The sequence below is a fragment of the Ralstonia pickettii genome (assembly GCF_030582395.1).
GTDB classification, from domain to species: Bacteria; Pseudomonadota; Gammaproteobacteria; order Burkholderiales; family Burkholderiaceae; genus Ralstonia; species Ralstonia pickettii_D.
Genome location: NZ_CP104381.1, coordinates 2,176,447 through 2,196,282, shown reverse-complemented (window position 1 = coordinate 2,196,282; position 19,836 = coordinate 2,176,447). Strand labels below are relative to the sequence as shown.

The window sequence follows — 19,836 nt, the reverse complement described above, 5'->3', positions numbered from 1 at the left end:
CAGTAATTTGGATAGGAGATTCATCAAAATGATTGAAATCCGCCCCTCTCAAGATCGCGGTTACGCAGACCACGGCTGGCTGAAGTCGTATCACAGCTTCTCGTTTGCCGATTACATGGACCCGCAGCACGTTCAATTCGGGCCGCTGCGTGTCATCAATGAAGACCGCGTCGCCGGCGGCATGGGCTTTGGCACCCACGGCCACCGCGACATGGAAATCATCAGCTACGTGCTGGACGGCGAGCTGGCGCACAAGGACAGCATGGGCAACGGCAGCGTGCTGCGCCGGGGCGACGTGCAGCGCATGACGGCTGGGACAGGCGTGCGTCACTCCGAGTTCAACCACGCACAAGACCAGACCACGCATTTTCTGCAGATCTGGGTCCTCCCGGCGCAGTTGAACCTCACGCCGGGCTATGAAGAGCGTCATTTCGACGAGGCGGCCAAGCGGGGCAAGCTGGCCTTGATCGCCAGCGCCGATGGCCGCGATGGATCGGTGAAGGTGCACCAGGATATGTCGCTCTACGCCGGCAAGTTCGACGGCGCGGAAACTGCGTCCCTGCCCATCGCTGCAGGCCGCCGCGCTTATGTGCACGTCGTGCGCGGCAAGGTGAGCATCAACGGTCGCACGCTGGTTGGCGGCGATGCGGCCAAGCTGACGCAAGAAGAGAAGGTGACGCTTTCCGGTGGCGAAGACAGCGAAGTGCTGGTGTTCGATCTGCCGTAATGTTGGTGGCGCACGCTTTGTGCGCCATTTTTCTTTTTCCGTTGTTCCCAGCCGTTCCCTAAACCCAAGAGGATTCCCATGGCACGAGTTGCAGTCGTTTATCACAGCGGTTATGGCCACACGAAGAAGCAGGCAGAGGCCGTCTTTGCTGGCATTCAAGGCGCCGGCGCCGAAGCGCACCTGATCTCGGTCACTGACGTCAACGATGACACCTGGGCGCTGCTGGCCGGCGTCGACACGATCGTTTTTGGCGCCCCGACCTACATGGGCGGTGTTTCGGGCGACTTCAAGAAATTTGCCGATGCATCGTCCAAGGCGTGGTTTACCGGCGCGTGGAAGGACAAGATCGCCGCCGGGTTCACGAACTCCGCATCGATGAACGGCGACAAGTATGCGTCGATCCAGTACCTGTGGACGCTGTCGCAGCAGCACGGAATGATCTGGGTCGGCACAGGCATGATGCCGGCTAACAGCAAAGCCGCCACGCGCAACGACGTGAACTATCTCGCTGGCTTTGGCGGCGCGCTGGCGCAATCGCCGTCGGATGCGAGCCCTGAAGAAGGTCCGCTGCCGGGTGACCTGGAAACCGCCAAGCTGTTCGGCGAACGTATTGTTGCCATCACGAACCAGTTCGTGCGCGGTCGCCAGTAAATCGCATTGCTCAAAGAAAAACGCCGGCATGTCCGGCGTTTTTTTGCTGGCGCGCTGCGAAGGGTCAGAAGCGCGTGCCGGCTCCGCAGAACACGCCACGGTTCGACCCGCCCTCGCAACTCGTCGCGCAACCGCCCAACGCTGCAAGGCACAGCGTAGTGACAAGGAACAGGGCGGCGAGGCGCTTCATGCAGCGGCGCGGGTTTGGTTGCCTGCGCAATGGGGGCAGCGTTGGCCGGGAATGTAATCGGCGGATTGCTGCTCTTCCGGCGTCACCACGGCGCGGCAGGCGAAGCATTGCTTTGGTCCCGCCGGCAGCAGTTCGGCGTTGAGCGCTGTGCGGTGGTCGAACACGAAGCAATCGCCGTCGTAATGCGCGCCTCCGACTTCCTCGAAGTACTTCAGGATGCCGCCTTCGAGCTGATAGACGCGCTCGATACCGATCTCCTGCATGTGGATCGCGGCCTTTTCGCAGCGGATGCCGCCGGTGCAGAACGACACGACGGTCTTGCCGGCAAAGTCGTCCTTGTGCGCGGCAATGGCGGGCGGAAACTCAGTGAACTTCTTGAGGTTGTATTCGACGACGTTCTTGAACGTGCCCACGGCGACTTCATAGTCGTTACGCGTGTCCAGCATCACCACCGGACGGCCCTCGTCGTCGTGGCCCTGATCGAGCCAGCGCTTGAGGTCCGGCGGCGCGACCGACGGCGCGCGCCCCTCTTCCGGGCGGATCAGCGGGTGGCGCATGGTGATGATTTCTTTCTTCATGCGCACCAGCAGGCGGCGGAACGGCTGGTGGTCGGACAGGCTTTCTTTCGGTGCCAGGTCGGCAAAACGCGGGTCGGCACGCAGCCAGCCAACGATACCGTCAATGCCCTCGCGCGAGCCGGCCAGGAAGATGTTGATGCCCTCGGGCGCCAGCAGCACGGTGCCCTTCAGCTCGCGCGCCTGGCACTCGGCCAGCAGAGCGGGGCGCAGGGTTTCGCGGTCATCGAGGGTGACGAATTTGTAAGCGGAAATATTGACGATCTGCATGTGCTGCCGCGCCATTTTCTGGCGCCTTGGGTAACCCGTTGATTCGTAAGCCGAAATTATAGCCGCCCGCGCAGCCGTGCGGGGTTGCTCCGGGTCAATCGGGCACGCCCGGAATGCTTTGCGGAAGGTGTCACCCGTTACAATACGCGGATGAATTCGCCGCGCTTCGTCCACCTCCGTCTCCACTCCGAATATTCCGTCGTCGATGGCAATGTCCGTCTCGACGATGCCGTCAAGGCTGCCGCCAAAGATGGCATGGGCGCCTTGGCGCTGACCGATCTCGCCAATGCCTTCGGGCTGGTGCGCTTCTACAAGGAAGCGCGTGGCAAGGGCGTGAAGCCCATCGTCGGGGCTGACGTGTGGATCACCAATCACGACGAGCGCGACAAGCCGACCCGCCTGCTGTTGTTGGTGCGGGACAAGCAGGGTTACCTGAACCTGTGCCAGTTGCTGGCCCGGGCCTGGCTCTCCAACCAGCATCGCGGTCGTGCGGAAATCGCCCCCGAATGGTTCGACGAGCCCGGCGTTGAGAATGCGCCGCTGGCCGCCGGTCTGCTGGCGCTCTCCGGCGCCATGGCGGGTGATATCGGCGTGGCGCTGGCCAATGGCAACGAGGCGCTGGCGCGCAAGCTGGCGACGCATTGGTCCCGCGTGTTTCCGGGCGCTTTCTACATCGAACTACAGCGCGCGGGGCACGCCGGTACTGAGGCCTACATCCAGCAAGCGGTGAAGCTTGCATCGGCCATGCAGTTGCCGGTGGTCGCCACACACCCGGTGCAGTTCATGACGCCGGACGATTTCACGGCCCACGAGGCACGCACCTGTATTGCAGAGGGTGAACTGCTCGCCAATCCGCGCCGGGCCCGCCGCTTCACGACCGAACAGTATTTCAAGACGCAGGACGAGATGTGCGCGCTGTTTGCCGACATCCCGTCCGCGCTGGCCAACGCAGTCCAGATCGCGCAGCGCTGCAACCTCAAGCTGGAGCTGGGCAAGCCCAAGCTGCCCCGGTTTCCGACGCCCGACGGCATGTCGCTGGACGACTACCTCGTCCAGCTCGCTAAGGAAGGGCTGGAAAAGCGCATGGAAGTGCTTTTCCCCGACGAGGCCGTGCGCGAATCCAAACGCGCCGAGTACTACGCCCGCCTGGAATTCGAGACCGGCACCATCATAAAGATGGGCTTCCCCGGCTACTTCCTGATCGTTGCGGACTTCATCAACTGGGCCAAGAACAACGGCGTGCCGGTGGGGCCGGGCCGGGGCTCGGGTGCCGGCTCGCTGGTGGCGTATGCGCTGGGGATTACCGATCTGGATCCGCTCAAATACAACCTGCTGTTCGAGCGTTTCCTGAATCCGGAACGTGTGTCGATGCCCGATTTCGACATCGACTTCTGCCAGCACGGCCGTGACCGCGTCATCCAGTACGTGAAGGAAAAGTACGGCAAGGACGCCGTCTCGCAGATCGCCACCTTCGGCACCATGGCCGCCAAGGCCGCGGTGCGCGACGTGGGCCGCGTGCTCGATCTCGGCTACAACTTTGTTGACGGCGTCGCCAAGCTGATTCCGTTCAAGCCGGGCAAGCTCGTTACGCTCGAAGAAGCGAAGAAGGAAGAGCCGCTGCTGGCCGAGCGCGAGGCCAACGAGGAGGAGGTCAAGCAGCTCCTGGAACTCGCACAGCGCGTCGAAGGCATGACGCGTAACGTCGGCATGCACGCTGGCGGTGTGCTGATCGCCCCGGGCAAGTTGACCGACTTCTGCCCGCTCTACACGCAAGGCGGTGAAGACGCCGGCGTCGTCAGCCAGTACGACAAGGACGATGTGGAAGCCGTTGGCCTGGTCAAGTTCGACTTCTTGGGCCTGACCACGCTCACGATCCTTGACTGGGCCGAGCGCTACATTCGCATGCTCGATCCGTCCAAGGCGGATTGGAACTGCAGCCATATTCCGCTGACGGACAAGAAGGCGTTCGACATCCTGAAGACGGCCAACACGGTGGCCGTGTTCCAGCTGGAAAGCCGCGGCATGCAGGGCATGCTGAAGGACGCCAAGCCTGACCGCTTTGAGGACATCATCGCCCTCGTGGCGCTGTATCGCCCGGGCCCGATGGACCTGATCCCCAGCTTCTGCGCACGTAAGCACGGCCGCGAAAAGGTGGAGTACCCGGACCCGCGCGTCGAGCCGGTGCTCAAGGAGACCTACGGCATCATGGTCTACCAGGAGCAGGTGATGCAGATGGCGCAGATCGTGGGCGGTTACTCGCTCGGCGGCGCCGACTTGCTGCGCCGTGCGATGGGTAAAAAGAAGGCCGAAGAAATGGCCGAGCACCGCGCGCTGTTCCGGGCGGGTGCGGCCAAGGACGGGCTCTCCACCGAAAAGGCTGATGAAATCTTCGACCTGATGGAGAAGTTCGCCGGCTACGGTTTCAACAAGTCACACGCGGCCGCATATGCGCTGCTCGCGTACTACACGGCTTGGCTCAAGGCGCATCACCCGGCCGAATTCATGGCGGCCAACATGTCGCTCGCCATGGACGACACCGACAAGGTGAAGATCCTTTACGACGATGCCCGAGGCAAGAACGGCCTGACCATCCTGCCGCCGGATATCAACGCCAGCCAGTACCGTTTTGCACCGACCGACGCCAAGACCATCCGCTACGGCCTGGGCGGCGTGAAGGGCAGCGGCCAGGGGGCGATCGAAGACATTCTGCGTGCACGCCAAGACGGCCCATTCAAGGACTTGTTCGATTTCTGCGAGCGTGTTGACCGTCGCCAGGTCAATCGCCGGACGATCGAGGCGCTGGTGCGGGCCGGCGCCTTCGATAGTCTCAACGACAACCGCGCGCAATTGCTCGCGTCGATCGGCCTGGCCATGGAAGCCGCCGAGCAGAAGGCGGCGGCCGCCAACCAGGTGTCGCTCTTCGACTTGATGAGCGGCGACGACGCCGAGCAGCATCGTCCCGAACTCGTCGACGAGCCGGCCTGGTCGACCAAGCGCAAGCTGCAGGAGGAAAAGCAGGCGCTGGGTTTCTACCTTTCCGGCCACCTGTTCGATGAATACCGTGACGAGGTGCGCCGCTTTGCGCGCACGACGCTGGCCGATCTGGCGCGCGAAGTGACCGACAAGGGCAACGGGGGCGGCTACGGCAACCGCGATGCGCGCAACAAGACCGTGGCCGGTGTGATCGTAGGCCAGCGCACCCAGATGACGCAGCGCGGCAAGATGCTGATCGTGATGCTCGACGACGGCTCCGCCAGCGAAGCTACCGAGGTCACGGTCTTCAACGAAGTTTTCGAAGCGAATCGCGCGCTGTTCAAGGAAGACGAAGTGCTGATCGTGCAGGGCAGCGCCCGCCATGACATGTTCACTGGCGGCGTGCGAGTGACAGCCGAGTCGGTCATGGACATGACGCAGGCGCGCGCCAAGTTTGCGCGGGCGATCCGGCTGTCGATGAATGGCGATTCAACGGCGGCCAAGCTGCGTGATCTGCTCTCGCCGCATGTGGCGGCCGATGGCAATGGCGTCTCGGTGCGCATCAACTACGTCTGCGAGCAGGCGCGCTGCGAAGCGGTGCTTGGGGACGCCTGGCGCATTGTTCCGAGCGACGACGCACTCGCTGCTTTGCGCGGGGTGTTGGCAGCAGAGAATGTCCTGACCGTGTACGAGTGATTCTCAAGTGCCGTTCGTTGGCGGTTGAGCCGTTCGCGTCAAATGCCAGAGTTTGATGTATTTGTAGTAGCTCGCTTGTGCGTTCATGCAAGCGACGCCGAACCCCTGTACCCCGTCTAGAACGCCTAATCGCACGACGTAGGTACGCAGGAACGCCCATACACCATGGGCCAGAGCTTTGCCTGGCGTGGCACGCTTTCCGGCCGCGTAAGCTTGGCGCGCACCAGCGCTCGAATAGGCTTCGATCTTGCGCAAGACGTCCGAGTAATCTCGATAGCTATAGTGCAGCAGAGGATGCTCAAGCATGCCAACCGTGCCTTCGAAGATGAGCTTTTCGTGGACGAGGTCGTCTGAAAATCGAGCGGCACCGCGGCGGAAAAGTCGGACGACCCGGTCCGGATACCAACCTGCGTGGCGTATAAACCGTCCACAGAATTGCGATAGGCGCGGCATGGCATAGACAGACTGCGTTGCAGAATCGATTGCAGAGAGAATATCGGCGCGCAACTCTGGCGTGACACGTTCGTCGGCATCGAGCGACAGCACCCATTCGGTGTCCACTTTGGACAGTGCGATGTTTTTTTGGGGGCCAAAACCCGGCCACGAATCGGTGACGAAAACATCGGCTCCCAAGCTGCGAGCGAGTTCCACAGTCCCGTCCGTGCTTCCCGAATCCACTATAATCGCGCGGTCGCACCAAGACACGCTCTCCAAGCAAGCCCGCAAGTTGTGCGCTTCGTTTTTGGTAATGACGACAACGGAAATTTTCATTGGGTTTGTCAATGACATTCAGTGCAACGCGCCTTCGTGCGTGGGTGGGCGGCATCGCTTTGCTTTTCCCTTTCTTGCTGCTTTGCGTGCCGCGAGGCGCAGGCATATTTCTTGGCGCGACGGTGGTGGGTATTGCCCTGGCAGGAAGGGGCCTCGGGCCGGCGTGGCGGCTGTTTTGGAATGAGCTTTGGCCGTTTGTCGTCGCCATTGTAGCGGTACTGGCCGTCGTGCTCTTCTCTTGTTGGCACTTCGGCTTGGCTTGGAACTGGCTTGACAACCCGTCACGGTTGCTCATTGCGGTGGTGATGGGCGTTATGGTTGTCTGTGCGCGACCGAATCCGCGTTGGCTTTGGCGCGGTATCAACTTCGCGTTTGTTGTGGTACTGGCAATCGTTGCATACCAGCGATGGGGATTGGGCGATATGCGGCCCTCGGCATGGGTGCAGCCGATTGCGTTTGCGAACATGGTCGCAGCATTGGGGTTGATTGGCTTCATTCGACCCGGCTTGACGGGGCGCACGCACGCAGCCGCGTGGCTTACGCTGGGGATGGCTGTGGCCGTGCTGGCGCTCAATGGAACACGAGGCGGTTTGCTGGCGCTGCTGGTTCCAATGTCGTTTCTGTTGTTCGTGCGCCATCCTTCCCTGAAGGGGCCCAAGTTCGTTCTTGCCATCGGTGGCGTTGCTGTTGCGATTACAGCGCTGTATGCGGTAGTTGATGGAAAAGGAGGAGGGCGCTTCGCGGTGGTCGAATCAGAGATACAGCAGTTCCAGAAGGGCAGTGTTGACACGTCGGTCGGCGCTCGTTTGGCCCTGTGGGGTATTGCCCTTGATACGGTGCGTGCCAAGCCGTGGGTGGGGACCGGCGTCGGGCAATTCCACTCGGCTGTCAAGGCGTCGCGATATTGCGATGTTAACCCCGCTGAACATCCGGAAGTCTGCCGTTTAGGTCACGCACACGATGACATGCTGGAGGCCGCTGCCACGATGGGATTGCCCGGCTTGGTCGCCGTGCTGGGCATCTTTTTGGTTCCCGGCTCGCTGTTTGCGAAATTCCGACGTGTCAGCCGCCAAGCGGGCAACCCTATGGGTGAGCGGCTCGCCATCTCGGGATTGGCTGTGGTCGCAGCCAGTCTGATCAGCGGGTTGACGCAGGTCACGCTGGCCCATCAGGCCAACGCTGTTTTTTACGCTGGCATTACGGGGCTTCTTTTGGGGCTGACGGTGGTTCAGGTGCGTTTTCCTCACCAAGGTGAGGCGGAGTCGATGTGACGCAGGAAAATCAAGCAGCTGTAACGAGTACCCAGACTTTCAAACGCGTTTGGGGTTATCTCAGGCCCGAATTGACCGCCTTCATCCTGGCAATGGTCGCCATGGGTGTGGTGGCGGCCACAGAGGGGATCATCCCCAAGGTCGTGAAGGATTTGCTGGATCAGGGCTTCGGTGGTGAGTACGCCGGCAAGCTGTGGCAGGTGCCGGCCATGCTGGTAGGCATTGCCGTCGTGCGCGGCATTGCGCAATTTGCGTCGACGTATCTGTTGAGCCTTGTGTCGAACAAGGTGCTGCTGAATCTGCGGATGAAGATGTTCGAGCGCCTCCTGCAAGCGCCGGCTTCTTACTATCAGCGCAATACGGCGGCGTCGATCATCAACGCAGTCATCTTTGAAGTGAACCAGGTGCTGCAGGTGCTGACCGGCGTGTTCATCACACTGGTGCGCGACTCGATGACGGTGCTGGCGCTGCTGATCTTTCTCTTCTATACCAACTGGCGCCTGACGCTGGTGGTGGCGGTGATCCTGCCGATCATCGGCCTGCTGATGTCGCGTATCAACCGTCGCCTGCGCTCGCTCAACCGCGAGAGCCAGAACCTGACCAACCAGGCCGCCTATGTGGTGGAAGAGGCTGTGGGCGGCTACAAGGTCGTCAAGCTGCATGGCGGCGAGGCGTATGAATCGCTGCGCTTCAATGCCATGACGAACCGTCTGCGTGGTTACGCCATGCGCGTGGCCGTGGCGGGCGGCCTGAACCAGCCGGTGACGCAGTTCCTGGCGGCGTTGGCGCTGTCGGTCATCCTGGCCATTGCCATGTTGCAGGCGCAGGCCAACCAGACCACGGTCGGCGGCTTTACCGGCTTTGTGATGGCGATGCTGCTGCTCATCTCGCCGCTTAAGCACCTGACCGACGTGAATCAGCCGCTGCAGCGCGGCCTGACGGCCGCCGAATTCATCTTTGGCCTGATCGACACGCCGATCGAACCGCAAGAAGGCGGCAAAAAGATCGATCGCGCCCGCGGCGATGTCCGCTTCGACAACGTCACGTTCCGCTATGGCGAAGATGGCCGGGCAGCGCTCGACAACGTCAATCTGCACGTCAAGCCGGGCGAGGTCGTTGCGCTGGTCGGGCCATCGGGCAGCGGCAAGACCACGCTGGTGAACCTGCTGCCGCGCTTCTTCGATCCGACCTCGGGCACGATCTCGCTCGACGGCGATGCGCTGACGGATCTGGCCCTGCACGACCTGCGCCGCCAGATCGCCTTCGTGAGCCAGGATGTGGTGCTGTTCAACGACACCATCGCAGCCAACGTGGCCTATGGCGCGCGGGACGCCTCCGAGATCGACATGGCACGCGTGCGCCGTGCGCTCGAAGCGGCCTACCTGACCGATGTGGTCGACAACCTGCCCGAGGGCATCGATACCAATATCGGCGACAACGGCTCGAAGCTGTCCGGCGGACAGCGCCAGCGCCTGGCGATTGCCCGCGCGATCTACAAGGATGCGCCGATCCTGATCCTGGACGAAGCGACGTCCGCACTGGATTCGGAGTCCGAGCGCCAGGTGCAGGCCGCGCTCGAACGCCTGATGGAAGGCCGTACGACGCTGGTGATCGCGCACCGCCTGTCGACCATCGAAAATGCCGACCGGATCATCGTGCTTGAGCACGGCAAGATTGCCGAAGCGGGAACGCACCGCGAACTCATCGAGCGCGATGGGTTGTATGCTGGACTCCATCGCATCCAGTTCGCTACCCAGTAAGCCTTGCTCTCGGGCGGCGTGCTCAGGATGCTCAAATCAAAGGAGACATCGTGACGACCACCACGCCGCCCATCAGCCGGTTCCCCGTTCCTGAGCTGGCTGATATTCCTGAAGATATTCGCGCGCGCATCCTCGACGTGCAGGAGAAAAGCGGCTTTGTGCCGAACGTCTTCCTGGCGCTGTCGCATCGGCCCGACGAATGCCGCGCCTTTTTCGCGTACCACGATGCGCTGATGCTGCGCGAAGGCAGCAGTCTCACCAAGGGCGAGCGCGAGATGATCGTGGTCGCCACCTCCGCCGCCAACCAGTGCCTGTATTGCGTGGTCGCGCACGGCGCCATCCTCCGTATCTACGAGAAGAAGCCGCTGGTGGCCGACCAGGTTGCCGTCAATTACCGCAAGGCCGACATCACGCCGCGGCAGCGCGCCATGCTCGACTTTGCGATGAAAGTCTGCACCGCTTCGCACACCGTCAATGACGCCGACTATGAAGCATTGCGTGCGCACGGCTTCGATGATGAGGACATCTGGGACATCACCGGCATCACCGCATTCTTCGGCCTGTCGAACCGAATGGCGAATGTGATTTCGATGCGGCCCAACGACGAGTTCTACCTGCTTGGCCGCGTGCCGCGCGAGAAGACATAGGCGCCCTGGGCCTACGCCGTCAGCTCGCGCAGCGCTTCGAGCAGCTTGACGGCGGGGCTCGGCAGAATGCCGTGGCGGCGCCGGAACGCAGTCAGTGTGCGGCGCGCCACCAGGCCGGGAATGGGCAATGGCTCGATCACACCGGCGCGGCGCTCGGCATCGATCATCGGTTCCGCCATCCAGCTGAGAAATCCCGAGCGCGCAACCAGGCTCTTGAGCGCTGTCACCGAGCGTGTTTCCACCACGATGTTCGGCAAGCCAAGGCCCGCTGCCTCGAACACCTGACGCATGTGCTCGTACGGACCGGTGCCGCGCGGCGGCACAGCCCAGAATGCATCGAGCGTATCGGCCAGCGTCAGGCCGGGGCGGTCGCGCAACGCATGCTCGGGCGATGCGACCACGAAGCTGGCGTCCTCCCAGCGGCAATCCGCGATGGCGATGATTTCGTCGGTATCCGGCATCGCCATCGACAGCGCGAGGTCGATTTCGTGCTTGACCAGCCCCTCGGCCAGGCGATCCCACACGCCTTCGAGAATTTCCACGCGCAGGTTTGGCCACCGCGCGACCAACGTGCCGACGGCTAGCGGCAACACATAGCTGGCAATGCTCCCGACTGCGCCCACGCGGATGGTCCCCTTGGAGAGGCCGCGCATCGCGTTGATTTCTTCACGGGCGTAATCGGCCTCGTGCTGCAGCAGCGATGCGTGGGGCAGGAGCGCCTGCCCGATCGCGGTGAGCTGCATTCCCTTTGAGTGCCGCTCGAACAGGGGGGCGCCCACTTCGTCTTCCAACCGCTTGACGATGCGGCTGAGCGCCGGCTGGGTGACGTGCAGCACTTCTGCAGCGCGGCCAAGACTGCCGGCGGAAACGATGGTGGTGAATGCGCGCAGCTGGCGCAGATCGAAAGTCATGTCAAAAGGTAATGACATTTTCGAAATAATTCAATATCCCGTTAAGAACTACGGATTCCATACTGGCGACCTGTTCCAAGGAGATGGCCCGTATGACCCGCACCTCGCTCGCGCTGACCACCGTGCGCGACGCCACCATCGAGCTGCTGCGCCGGCTCGGCATGACACACGTGTTCGGCAACCCCGGCTCGACCGAGCTACCGATGTTTCGCGATTTTCCGGAGGACTTCCGCTACATCCTCGGCTTGCAGGAAGCCGTGGTGGTGGGCATGGCGGACGGCTTTGCGCAGGCTTCCGGCAACGCGGCGTTGGTGAACCTGCACTCGGCGGCCGGCGTCGGCAACGCCATGGGCAACATCTTCACGGCGTTCAAGAATCGCACGCCCTTGGTGATCACCGCGGGGCAGCAGGCACGCTCCATCCTGCCGTTCGATCCGTTTCTCGCTTCCAATCAGGCGACCGAGCTGCCCAAGCCGTACGTCAAATGGAGCATCGAGCCCGCGCGTGCACAGGACGTGCCGCTGGCGCTGGCTCGCGCGTATCACATCGCGATGCAGGAGCCGCGAGGCCCGGTGCTGGTGTCCATTCCCGTGGATGACTGGGACCAGCCGACGGAACCCGTCGCCGTGCACGAAGTGGCCACCGCGGTGCGGCCCGATCCGGTCACGCTGGCGCGCATCGGCGACGTGCTCGACGCGGCACAGCGGCCGGCGTTCGTGGTGGGGGCTGCCATTGACCGCGCTGGCGCGTGGGACGCCGTCGTGCAACTCGCAGAGCGGCATAACGCGCGCGTATTCACGGCACCGATGGCCGGGCGTGGCGCGTTTCCCGAAGACCACCGCCTGTTCGCCGGCTTCTTGCCCGCGATGCGTGAAAAAATCGTCAGCCTGCTGCAGGGGCACGACGTGGTGTTTGCGCTCGGCGCCCCTGCGTTTACGTACCACGTGGAAGGCCATGGGCCGCATGTGCCGGTCGGGGCGGAGCTCGTGCAGTTGATCGACGATCCAGCGACCGCTGCCTGGACGCCTGAAGGCATTTCCGCAGTGGGCAACATGCGTCTAGGCGTGCTCGATTTGCTCGCTCGCCCCGCCCCACCGGCTCGGCCGGCGCCGCCACCCCGCGTCAAATCGCCGCGGGCTGAGCCGGGGACGCCCATGTCGGTTGCGTTTGCGTTACAGACGCTCGATGCCGTGCGCGGCCCGGCAGACATCGTCGTCGAAGAGGCGCCGAGCGCCCGATCGACCATGCAGGCCTACTTGCCGATGCGCCGCGCTGGCGCGTTCTACACCATGGACAGCGGCGGACTTGGCTACGGCATGCCGGCCGCTGTCGGCGTGGCACTTGCGAAACCCGGCACACGCGTGATTGGCCTGATTGGCGATGGATCGAGCATGTATTCGATCCAGGCCCTGTGGAGCGCGGCGCTGCTCAAGTTGCCCATGACGTTCGTGATCCTGAACAACCGCCGCTATGCTGCCTTGCAGGATTTCGCACCGGTGTTCGGCTTTGCGCCCACCGATGCGGTGCAGGGCACGGATCTGCGCGGCATCGACTTTGTCGGCCTGGCCAACGCCTTGGGCTGCACCGGTCAGCGCGTGAGTGACCCCCATGCGCTGGAGGCTGTGCTGCGCCGCGCCCTGCAATCCACCGGACCAACCTTGATTGAAGTGGAGATCGCTTGATGACGAACACGAATGTTGCCCCGCTGGATGCGGCCCACACCATTGCGATGCTGATCAACGGAGAGCGCGTGCAAGCCGCCAATGGTGCCGTGTTCGAGCGGCGCAATCCGCTTGACGGCACTGTCGCCACGCGCGCGCCAGCTGCAACGGCGGAGGATGCCCGTCGCGCAGTCGATGCCGCCGCTGCTGCATTCCCGGCATGGGCTGCAATGGGACCGACAGAGCGCCGTGCGTTGCTCATGCGCGCTGCCCACGCACTTGAGGCGAAGGGCGAGGCTTTTGCCGCCGCGATGGCTGCTGAAACGGGCGCCTCCGCGCTGTGGGCCGGCTTCAACGTGCATCTTGCTGCGAGCGGTCTGCAGGAAGCCGCGGCCATGGTCACGCAGATCGCGGGCGAGATCATTCCGTCCGACGTGCCCGGCAGCCTCGCCATGGGCGTGCGCCAGCCGGCCGGCGTGGTGCTCGGAATTGCTCCATGGAATGCGCCGGTCATCCTCGCCGTGCGGGCGATTGCGCTGCCGCTGGCATGCGGCAACACCGTCGTGCTCAAGGGCTCGGAAGTTTCGCCCGCCACGCACGGGCTCATCATCGAAGCCTTGCAAGAGGCGGGCTTGCCAAACGGCGTCGTCAATTTTGTGACGAATGCCCCGGCCGACGCCGGCGTGATCGTGGAGGCGATGATCGCGCACCCCGCCGTGCGGCGCGTCAACTTTACCGGCTCGACGCGTGTGGGCCGCATCATCGCGCAGACGTGCGCGACGTATCTGAAACCTGTGGTGCTGGAACTGGGCGGCAAGGCGCCGCTGTTGGTGTTGGCGGATGCGGACATCGACGCCGCTGTCGACGGCGCAGCCTTCGGCGCGTTCGCCAATTCGGGCCAGATCTGCATGTCCACCGAGCGCATCATCGTCGATGAATCCATCGCCGATGCATTTGTCGCCAAGCTGGCGGCCAAGGCTGCGGCGCTGCCGCTTGGCGATCCGCGCAAGGGGCCGGCAGTGCTGGGCTCGGTGGTCGACATGAGTACCGTCGAACGCTGCAATCACCTCATCGACGACGCGCTCGCCAAAGGCGCGAAGCTGCTGTGCGGCGGCAAGGCCACCAGCACGCTGATGCCCGCGACGCTTCTCGACCACGTGACGCCCGACATGCTGATCTACTCCGAAGAGTCATTCGGCCCTGTCAAGGGCATCGTGCGTATGAACGGCGACGATGCCGCCGTTGCCTGTGCGAATGACAACGCATACGGCTTGTCGTCCGCCGTGTTCAGCCGCGATGTCGCCCGGGCCATGAACGTCGCGCGCCGCATCGAATCCGGCATCTGCCACATCAACGGTCCGACCGTGCACGACGAGGCGCAGATGCCGTTTGGCGGCGTCAAGGCTAGTGGCTTGGGGCGGTTCGGCGGCCGCGCCGGCGTGGCCGAGTTCACCGAGCTGCGCTGGATGACGGTGCAGACCACGCCGCGCCACTACCCTTTCTGAGCTGAGATGCCCATGAAGATCGCCATTCTTGGGGCCGGCGCGATGGGCTCGCTGTTTGGCGGGCTGCTGGCCGAAGCCGACCAGCATGTCACGCTGCTCGACATCAACGATGCGCATCTGCACGCCATCGCCGAGCGCGGTTTGCGGCTGGAAACCGATTGGGGCGACCGTCATGTCAGCAACCTGCAGGCGCTGCGTCCGGGCGATGCGGCCGACGTGCCGGACTTGCTGATCGTCTTCACCAAGTCCATGCATACACGCGCTGCACTGGCGAGCGTGCGTCATCTGATTGACCCAGCGACACATATACTGACGCTGCAGAACGGGCTGGGCAATGTGGAGGCAGTGGCTTCGATGGTGCAGAGAGAGCGCATCTTTGTTGGCGTCACGACGTGGCCGGCAGATTTGGTTGGCCCGGGCCACGTGCGCTCACATGGCACGGGCGAGATCCGCCTGATGAGCGCTGACGGCGAGCGGCCCGCGATACTCGCACGCGTGGTGGATGTGCTGTCCGTAGCAGGCCTGAACTGCCAGGCCGATGCCAACGTGTGGGGCGCCGTGTGGGAGAAAGTCGCTTTCAATGCCGCACTCAACCCGCTGTGTACGGTGCTGAACCGGCCCGTCGATGCGCTGGGGGCGGTAGAAGACGGCCCGGCGCTGGCGCTGACCATCGTAGACGAAGTGCTGGCCGTGGCGCGCGCCAGCGGCATTACTGTTGATGCCGGAAAGGTGAACGACAACGTACGGCACGCCATCGTCGCGCATCGCGGGCACAAGCCATCGATGCTGCAGGACGTGCTGGCCGGTCGCCCGACCGAGATCGAATCCATCAATGGCGCCGTGGTAGCGACGGCGCGCCGGCATGGCGTGCCCGTGCCGCACACCGAGACCTTGATGCAGCTCGTGCGGTTGGTGCAGGTACAGGCGCAGGCGGCACACCAGCAGGAGCGTTAGCGGACCGAGCAACCCAAGCTTTCATTCGATGGCGCGCAGACGCCACTTCAACGGAGACAAACCATGATGAGCAGTTCCAGATGGGTGAGCGCGACGCTGGTATGGCGTTGCGCTTTCGCATGTGCGCCGTCCCAGCGGAGGCCCGCATGAATCAGAACCACACCACGGTCGATATCGGTACGGTCCTCGATGACGGGCCGTTTTCCCTTGCACAGAAGATGGCGGTGCTGCTTGCGGCCTTCGCCATCGTCATGGACGGCTTTGACGGCCAGTTGATTGGTTTTGCCATCCCCGTGCTGATCAAGGAATGGGGCATCACGCGCAACGCGTTTGCCCCGGCGGTGGCAGCGGGCCTCATCGGCATGGGGCTGGGCAGCGCCTTGGCGGGCTTGTTTGCCGACCGCTTCGGAAGACGCCTGGCGCTGATCGGCAGCGTGTTTCTGTTTGGCGTAGCGACGTGCTCGATCGGGTTTGCGCCCAACGTGGCCACGATTGCCGCGCTGCGATTCATCGCGGGCCTGGGCATTGGCGGCGCGCTGCCAAGCTCCACGACGATGACGGCGGAGTTCACGCCTGCGCGTCGCCGCACGCTGGCGGTGACGGCCACGATCGTCTGCGTGCCGTTGGGCGGGATGCTGGCGGGCCTGTTTGCCGGCCCTGTGCTGCCGCTCTATGGCTGGCGCGGGCTGTTCTGGATTGGCGGTGCGCTACCGCTCGTGCTTGGATTTGTGTTGGTGGCCGCGCTGCCCGAGTCACCGCGCTTCCTGGCGCGCCGCCAGTCGGATTGGCCGCGACTGGCGCAGCTGCTGACCAAGATGGAGCGCGATGTGCCCGCCAACGCGGTGTTTGCCGACGTGGCTGGCCAGAAGGTCATTCAACACGCAAGTTTCCGCTCCCTCTTCGCGCCGGGCCAAGCGCGTGACACGATCGCGCTCTGGGCAGCGTTCTTCATGTGCCTGCTCGCTGTGTACGCAGCGTTCAGTTGGCTGCCGACGATGCTTGCTTCAGAAGGTTTGAGCGTAAGCGTGGCGGGCTCGGGGCTGACCGCGTACAACCTTGGCGGCGTGATCGGCGCTTTGGCTTGCGCGGTGACGATCGCCCGATGGGGGTCGCGCTGGCCAATGGCACTGTGTTGCGTGGGCGCGGCCGCGAGCGCCTTTGCGTTGCAGGGCGTCGACGCCAAGCTGAACACGAATCTGCTGATCGTCGGCCTTGGGCTGCACGGCCTGTTTGTCAACGCGGTGCAATCGACGATGTATGCACTGTGTGCCTACGTTTATCCAACGGCGGTGCGCGCGACGGGCACGGCATCCGCGGTGGCATTTGGGCGCGTGGGCGCCATCCTCAGCGCGTTTGCCGGCGCGATCGTCATCACAGCTGGCGGTTCGGTGGCTTATCTAGCCATGCTCGGGATCGTGATGTTGGTCGTGCTCGCCGCACTGCTCGCCATGCGCGAGCAGATTCCGCGTCTGACGGAGCGGGAGCAAGCACCCCTGGCCGCCACATCGGTTTCGCACGGCAGCCCGGTAAAGCCGTAGCCGCCGCGCTTTGGGGGCAGTGCTACATCAGGATGATGTCGTACTGCTCCTGGCTGGCCGCGGACGATTCCACCTGCAGTGAAATCGGCTTGCCGATGAAATCGCCCAACATCGCAAGGTGCTGGCTTTCTTCTTCCAGGAACAAGTCGATGACCGACTGCGACGCCAGGATGCGGAATTCGCGCGGATTGAACTGCCGCGACTCGCGCATGATCTCGCGCAGGATGTCGTAGCACACGGTGCGCGGCGTCTTCACCTGGCCCTTGCCGTGGCACACCGGGCACTGCTCGCATAGCACATGCGCGAGGGATTCCCGCGTACGCTTGCGCGTCATCTCCACCAGTCCGAGTTGCGAGAAGCTGTTGACCGTGATGCGTGTGCGGTCGCGCGACAGCGCCTTGCGCAGTTCGGCGAGCACCGCATCGCGATGCTCGGCAGACTCCATGTCGATGAAGTCGATGATGATGATGCCGCCCAGGTTGCGCAGCCGCAGTTGCCGCGCAATGGTGTGGGCCGCTTCCAGGTTCGTCTTGAAAATCGTGTCGTCGAAGTTGCGCGCGCCCACGTAACCGCCGGTGTTGACGTCGATGGTCGTCATCGCCTCGGTCTGGTCGATCATCAGGTAGCCGCCCGATTTCAGATCGACCCGGCGCGACAGTGCGCGCTCGACTTCAGCCTCGATGTTGTACAGGTCGAAGATTGGCCGTTCACCGGTGTAGTGTGTCAGGCGCTCGACCACGGCTGGCGTGTATTCCTGCGCAAATTCGATGAGCTTCTGGTGGTTCTCGCGCGAATCGACCTGGATGCTGCGCGTTTCGTCCGTTACGAAATCGCGCAGCACGCGCTGGGCGAGGTTCAGGTCCTGATACAGGATCGATGGGGCGGGCAGGGTCGTCGCGTTGTGGCGGATGGTCGCCCAGATCTTGCGCAGGTAAGCGACGTCGTTGGCGAGTTCTTCGTCGGTCGACTCTTCGGCGATCGTGCGCACGATGAAACCGCCGCGTTCTTCGGTGGGCACCATGGCGGTCACCCGTGCGCGCAGCGCTTCGCGCTCGGCCTCATTGCCGATCTTCTGCGAGATACCGATGTGCGGGTCTTGCGGCAGATACACCAGCGTGCGGCCGGCGATGCTCACCTGGGTGGACAGCCGTGCGCCCTTGGTGCCGATCGGGTCTTTGATGACCTGGACCATCAGTGCCTGACCTTCGAAGAGAGTCTTCTCGATGGCGACTTGCGGTGTTGGCGGTGCGTCCTTGGCGTCGCGCGGGTGCCAGATGTCAGCCACGTGCAAGAACGCCGCACGCTCCAGCCCGATGTCGATAAAGGCTGACTGCATGCCAGGCAGCACGCGCACCACTTTGCCAAGGTAAATGTTGCCGACCAGGCCGCGCGTCAGCGTGCGCTCGATGTGAAGCTCTTGAACGGCGGCTTGCTGGACGATGGCCACGCGCGTTTCTTGCGGCGTGATATTGACGAGGATGTCTTCGGACATGGAGAGGTACCAGGAGAGCGGGTTTCAGCACCCGCCTCTGGGCCGGACAGGGTTGCCCGAAGCGTGTCTTGAAACCGGCCCTCGCACGCTGTCCGGCGCGTGCATCGGTGGCCGGTCAGAGAGCGCGAGTTACAGCGTGATTCACAGCGTGATACCCGCCTGTGCGAGCAGTGCGGCGGTCTCGAACAGGGGTAGACCCATGATACCCGAATAGCTTCCCGAAATATGGGCCACGAAGGCGGCTGCGCGCCCCTGGATGCCGTACGCGCCCGCCTTGCCAAAGGGCTCCCCGCTGGCGATGTAGCGGGCGATGTCGTTGTCTGTCAGCACGGCAAAGCGCACGTCCGAAACGGACAGCGCGTGCATCGGCGTGCCGTCGGCCTTGACGACGGTCACGGCGGTCAGCACCCGGTGTTCGCGGCCTGACATGCCGCGCAGCATGCGGTGGGCGTCTGCTGCGTCAGCGGGTTTGCCGAGGATCTCGCCGCCCAGGCACACCGTCGTGTCAGACGTGAGGATCGGCAATGCGGGGAGGTTGCGTGCAGTGCGGCGACGCACAGCCGCCTGTGCCTTCAATGCGCAGACCCGTTGAACGTAGTCGTCGGGCGTCTCGCCGGAAAGCTCGGCTTCCAGCGCTTCCGCATCTTCATCGTCGCTGGCGAGCAGCAGCTCGAAGCGCGCGCCGATCTGACGCAGCAGTTCCTGCCGGCGCGGGCTTTGCGAGGCGAGATAGAGGTGCGGCGCGCCGTGTGCATCCATGGTCATACGCGGTGGTACGGGTGGTTTTGCGTGATGCTCCAGGCGCGATAGAGCTGTTCTGCCAGCAGCACACGCACCATGCCGTGCGGCAGTGTCAGGCTCGATAGGCGGATCAGCGTTCGAGCCTTGGCCTTGAGTGCCGGGTCCAGCCCGTCCGCGCCGCCGATCACGAAGGCGATGTCGCCGCCTTCCTGTTGCCATCCGGTGAGCGATTCAGCCAGCGCGACGGTGGTGAGGTCCTTGCCTCGCTCGTCCAGCGCGATCATGCGGCAGCCCTTGGGCAGCGCGGCTTCAATGCGCGCGGCTTCGAGCTGCATGACGGTGGCGGCGGTGCGGCTGCCCGAGCGCTGCTCGGGCTTGATCTCGCGCAGTTCGATGCGCAGCTCGGGCGGCATGCGCTTGGCATATTCAGCGAAACCGTCCTCGATCCAGGACGGCATCTTGTGCCCGACGGCAACGATCAGCAGCTGCATGGCAAGACAGCT

The 19,836-nt window shown here is 63.5% G+C and carries 16 protein-coding genes; 10 read left to right on the top strand and 6 right to left on the bottom strand.

Annotation, left to right across the window (positions count from 1 at the left end):
- Nucleotides 1-28 precede the first annotated feature (28 nt).
- Nucleotides 29-727: a pirin family protein gene (locus tag N5B55_RS10725; RefSeq protein WP_304538159.1), complete on the top strand. Its 699-nt coding sequence runs from the start codon at nt 29-31 to the stop codon at nt 725-727.
- 78 nt (nt 728-805) lie between these two features.
- The gene (locus N5B55_RS10720; protein WP_027680925.1) at nt 806-1,378 is read left to right on the top strand and encodes a flavodoxin family protein; all 573 of its coding nucleotides are present in this window, start codon (nt 806-808) and stop codon (nt 1,376-1,378) included.
- A 186-nt stretch (nt 1,379-1,564) separates the two neighbouring features.
- On the opposite strand, the gene N5B55_RS10715 is transcribed toward N5B55_RS10720, so the two are convergent.
- The gene (locus N5B55_RS10715; protein ID WP_154206833.1) at nt 1,565-2,413 is read right to left on the bottom strand and encodes a sulfurtransferase; all 849 of its coding nucleotides are present in this window, start codon (nt 2,411-2,413) and stop codon (nt 1,565-1,567) included.
- A 150-nt stretch (nt 2,414-2,563) separates the two neighbouring features.
- On the opposite strand from N5B55_RS10715, the gene dnaE reads away from it, so the two are divergent.
- A complete protein-coding gene (gene dnaE, locus N5B55_RS10710; protein WP_304538158.1) occupies nt 2,564-6,082 on the top strand; it encodes a DNA polymerase III subunit alpha in 3,519 nt (1,172 codons plus the stop codon).
- Nucleotides 6,083-6,085: 3 nt separating this feature from the next.
- Here the strand turns inward: dnaE and N5B55_RS10705 are convergent, their stop codons facing one another.
- Nucleotides 6,086-6,853, bottom strand: a complete 768-nt coding sequence (locus N5B55_RS10705; RefSeq protein WP_304538157.1) for a glycosyltransferase family 2 protein — start codon at nt 6,851-6,853, stop codon at nt 6,086-6,088.
- An 11-nt stretch (nt 6,854-6,864) separates the two neighbouring features.
- Here N5B55_RS10705 and N5B55_RS10700 point away from each other — a divergent pair, with 11 nt between their 5' ends.
- The 3 genes from N5B55_RS10700 to N5B55_RS10690 are packed head-to-tail and all read left to right on the top strand — an operon-like array spanning nt 6,865 to nt 10,531.
- Nucleotides 6,865-8,124: an O-antigen ligase family protein gene (locus N5B55_RS10700; protein ID WP_304538156.1), complete on the top strand. Its 1,260-nt coding sequence runs from the start codon at nt 6,865-6,867 to the stop codon at nt 8,122-8,124.
- On the top strand, nt 8,121-9,884 hold the full coding sequence (gene msbA / locus N5B55_RS10695) for a lipid A export permease/ATP-binding protein MsbA (RefSeq protein WP_304538155.1): 1,764 nt from the start codon (nt 8,121-8,123) through the stop codon (nt 9,882-9,884). The genes N5B55_RS10700 and msbA overlap by 4 nt, the downstream gene beginning before the upstream one ends.
- Nucleotides 9,885-9,934: 50 nt before the next feature.
- Nucleotides 9,935-10,531: a peroxidase-related enzyme gene (locus N5B55_RS10690; RefSeq protein ID WP_178960442.1), complete on the top strand. Its 597-nt coding sequence runs from the start codon at nt 9,935-9,937 to the stop codon at nt 10,529-10,531.
- Nucleotides 10,532-10,542: 11 nt separating this feature from the next.
- Here N5B55_RS10690 and N5B55_RS10685 read toward each other — a convergent pair whose 3' ends face one another.
- The gene (locus tag N5B55_RS10685) at nt 10,543-11,442 is read right to left on the bottom strand and encodes a LysR family transcriptional regulator (RefSeq protein WP_037028433.1); all 900 of its coding nucleotides are present in this window, start codon (nt 11,440-11,442) and stop codon (nt 10,543-10,545) included.
- A gap of 92 nt (nt 11,443-11,534) precedes the next feature.
- On the opposite strand from N5B55_RS10685, the gene mdlC reads away from it, so the two are divergent.
- From mdlC to N5B55_RS10665, 4 genes are all read left to right on the top strand, one after another.
- Nucleotides 11,535-13,124 carry a benzoylformate decarboxylase gene (gene mdlC, locus N5B55_RS10680; RefSeq protein ID WP_304538154.1) on the top strand — a complete coding sequence of 530 codons (1,590 nt, stop codon included), beginning with the start codon at nt 11,535-11,537 and terminating at the stop codon, nt 13,122-13,124.
- Nucleotides 13,124-14,608: an aldehyde dehydrogenase gene (locus N5B55_RS10675; protein ID WP_304538153.1), complete on the top strand. Its 1,485-nt coding sequence runs from the start codon at nt 13,124-13,126 to the stop codon at nt 14,606-14,608. Before mdlC ends, N5B55_RS10675 begins: the two co-directional genes overlap by 1 nt.
- A 12-nt stretch (nt 14,609-14,620) precedes the next feature.
- The gene (locus N5B55_RS10670) at nt 14,621-15,562 is read left to right on the top strand and encodes a ketopantoate reductase family protein (RefSeq protein ID WP_304538152.1); all 942 of its coding nucleotides are present in this window, start codon (nt 14,621-14,623) and stop codon (nt 15,560-15,562) included.
- A 119-nt stretch (nt 15,563-15,681) separates the two neighbouring features.
- The gene (locus tag N5B55_RS10665; RefSeq protein ID WP_065859066.1) at nt 15,682-17,100 is read left to right on the top strand and encodes an MFS transporter; all 1,419 of its coding nucleotides are present in this window, start codon (nt 15,682-15,684) and stop codon (nt 17,098-17,100) included.
- Between the two features lie 22 nt (nt 17,101-17,122).
- On the opposite strand, the gene rng is transcribed toward N5B55_RS10665, so the two are convergent.
- The 3 genes from rng to rlmH form a co-directional block, all read right to left on the bottom strand.
- Nucleotides 17,123-18,592, bottom strand: a complete 1,470-nt coding sequence (gene rng, locus N5B55_RS10660) for a ribonuclease G (RefSeq protein ID WP_065859011.1) — start codon at nt 18,590-18,592, stop codon at nt 17,123-17,125.
- Nucleotides 18,593-18,733: 141 nt separating this feature from the next.
- Nucleotides 18,734-19,357 carry a Maf family protein gene (locus N5B55_RS10655; RefSeq protein ID WP_304538151.1) on the bottom strand — a complete coding sequence of 208 codons (624 nt, stop codon included), beginning with the start codon at nt 19,355-19,357 and terminating at the stop codon, nt 18,734-18,736.
- Entirely contained in the window at nt 19,354-19,824 is a 471-nt protein-coding gene (gene rlmH / locus N5B55_RS10650; protein ID WP_065859007.1) for a 23S rRNA (pseudouridine(1915)-N(3))-methyltransferase RlmH, read from the bottom strand. The genes N5B55_RS10655 and rlmH overlap by 4 nt, the downstream gene beginning before the upstream one ends.
- Between the last annotated feature and the right edge of the window lie 12 nt (nt 19,825-19,836).